At 43.0% G+C, this 2,782-nt stretch carries 2 protein-coding genes; one reads left to right on the forward strand and one right to left on the reverse strand.

Annotated elements, in window-relative coordinates:
* Positions 1-238: 238 nt before the first annotated feature.
* Positions 239-1,429 carry a tRNA 2-thiouridine(34) synthase MnmA gene (mnmA, locus tag WBM98_RS14340; RefSeq protein WP_424366710.1) on the reverse strand — a complete coding sequence of 397 codons (1,191 nt, stop codon included), beginning with the start codon at positions 1,427-1,429 and terminating at the stop codon, positions 239-241.
* Between the two features lie 199 nt (positions 1,430-1,628).
* Between mnmA and WBM98_RS14345 the strand changes: the two genes are divergently transcribed.
* Positions 1,629-2,782 (forward strand): fasciclin domain-containing protein (locus WBM98_RS14345; RefSeq protein ID WP_424366711.1); only part of this gene is annotated, 1,154 nt, incomplete at its 3' end.

The raw sequence follows: 2,782 nt of genomic DNA on the forward strand, positions 1-2,782 counted from the left end.
GATTCCGAAAAGTTGCGTGATTCTGTTTTGATTCATAGTTCCATATTGAAAACTAATTTAGCTCCTCCCTTTAAGTGAAGGGAGGTGGCACGATTGAAAATCGTGACGGAGGGTTTTAAATTCAAACTCCCCTTTCCCCCCTGTCAGAGTCAGGGAATTCATTCCCCACTTCCGCTGAAGATGGGAACTTAAAACTAATACATATTATGGTAAATTTATCATAGGGGACAGAACTAATTTATGAGATTACACCAGATCCCAACAATTCATCCCCGACATACCAAGCCACAAATTGACCTTCGGTAATGGCTGATTGCTTCTCCTTGAAATCTACATAAAGCCCACTTGCGATCTTATGCAAAGTCGCCCTTTGCAGAGGTTGCCGGTAACGGATTCTTGCCATAACCTCCATGGTTTCATCCACCTTCAAGGCGAGGTCAGGGCGTATCCAATGGATTTCGGCATTGGTGACAAACAAGGTTCTACGGTATAACCCCGGATGCGCTTTCCCTTGTCCGGTGTAAATAACGTTTTCTACTACATCGGTGTCGATGACATACAAGGGATCTTTGGTGCCACCAACATCCAAGCCTTTGCGTTGCCCCTTGGTAAAATAATGGGCGCCCTGATGTTCCCCAACAACCTTTCCGTCTGCGGTGGAATAGGCAGGCTTTTTCGAAAAATAGGCCAATTCTTCTTCCTTGCCCTTAAAATCAGGTAGTGCTTCCCGATACTTATCCAGCGTCGCCTCTACCTCAACAATGACTCCCTTTTTTGGTTTTAATTTCTGTTGTAGAAAATCGGGTAATCGCACTTTCCCTATAAAACAAAGGCCTTGGGAATCTTTTTTATCCGCGGTGATCAAATCATTCTCCGCCGCGATGCGGCGCACTTCCGGTTTGGTGAGTTCCCCAATAGGAAAAAGTGTTTTGGCTAATTGCTCCTGAGAAAGCTGGCATAAAAAATAGGATTGATCCTTATTACCGTCAATCCCAGCCAATAGCTGTAAGGTTTCGGTGCCATCCTTATGGGTAATGGTGCCTTTTCTACAATAATGTCCCGTGGCCACATAATCGGCCCCCAATTGTAGGGCAATTTTTAGAAAGACATCGAACTTGATTTCCCGATTACAAAGCACATCAGGATTGGGGGTCCTCCCCTTCTCGTATTCGTTGAACATATAATCCACGATACGCTCTTTGTATTCCACGCTTAGATCAACCGTCTGAAATGGGATTCCCAATTTTTCAGCCACGATCAAAGCATCATTACTATCTTCCAACCAAGGACATTCTTCAGAAATAGTCACGGAATCGTCATGCCAATTCTTCATAAATAGGGCAATGACCTCATACCCCTGTTCCTTTAACAGGTAGGCTGCCACACTGGAATCAACGCCTCCCGAGAGTCCTATAACTACTTTTTTCATTCGTTCTTTAAAGTGCACAAAAATACAAAATAAGGTTGTGCAACCCTAAAAAATGGCAGAACGCATATCCTTTTGAAAATTTATTTTGTTAAACTTTTTAAAATTAATGCTAAACAAAACGAAACCTTTTGTAATATTGTTCAACTTTTAAGTTTATATGTTAAACAAAAACAATTTTTAACCCTTAATATCTCTAACAATGAAATCAAAGACTAAATTTTTAAATCGATTTATTTTGTTGCTCTTGGCAACATTTGTATTGTCCTGTTCCGATGATGATGACAACGGTCCGGATCAAAAAGAAGCAGAACCAGGAATGGTTGACGATTTTAATATCGTTGAAACAGCATTGGCTACGGAAAGTGTCAGCAGCTTGGTGGCTGCCTTGGCAAAAGCTGATGAAAGTGCCGCAAACGACCTGATTGCCACATTAAGTGATGAAACTACCAATTTTACTGTTTTGGCGCCTACTAATGATGCCTTCGCAGATTTATTGGCCCGATTGGACGGATTCGACTCCTTGGACGACTTCAACAATGAACAATTACAGAATCTTTTAGCTACCATCTTAACCTACCATGTCGTTGGTGGTGCTGCCGTAGTATCAGGGGACCTAAGCGAAGGCCAAGTGGTAACCACAGTTCAGGGTGAAAATCTTACCGTAAGTTTAAACGGGGGAGTATTCTTTACCGATGCCGCCGGTGAGGCTGCCCAAGTGACCTTGGCCGATGTAGAAACAAATAATGGGGTTATCCACCTTATTGATAAGGTGCTTCTTCCTCAAGCCGCTTTGGATGCTTTAAGTGATGTGCTTTTAGTTTCCATAACCGATTTGGCGATTGCCACCCCAACCTTAAGTAATTTGGTAGCAGCATTAGTGGCTGCCGATGGGGATTTACCGACCGTTTTGGCTGGCGATGGACCTTTTACGGTTTTCGCACCGACCAATGATGCCTTTGAAACTTTCTTGACAGATAACGGATTTGCAGATTTAAGTGAAGTACCCGTTGATGTTTTGACACAGGTTTTATTGAACCATGTTGTAAGTGGAACCAATCTATCTACCGACTTAATGGCAGGCTATGTATCTACACTTTCAACTGCAGGGGCTGGTGGAAACAACTTAAGTATGCTTGTAGATCTATCAAATGGCGTTACCTTAAATGGTGTTTCCAATGTTACCGCAGCCGACAATAAAGCTATCAACGGGGTTGTGCATATCGTTGATGCGGTTATAGGATTGCCCAATATTGTGGATCATGCCGTAGCGAATAGCAATCTGACCGAATTGGTTGGCGCTTTAACCGCTGGTGGCAATACGACCTTCACCACGTTGCTTTCAGATGCGACCAC

It is taken from the genome of Maribacter sp. (assembly GCF_049667165.1).
In the GTDB taxonomy this organism is placed as follows: Bacteria; Bacteroidota; Bacteroidia; order Flavobacteriales; family Flavobacteriaceae; genus Maribacter_A.

Excerpts from the sequence above, each read along its gene's own strand:
- mnmA (WP_424366710.1), bottom strand. The coding sequence starts at position 1,429 with ATGAAAAAAGTAGTTATAGGACTCTCGGGAGGCGTTGATTCCAGTGTG.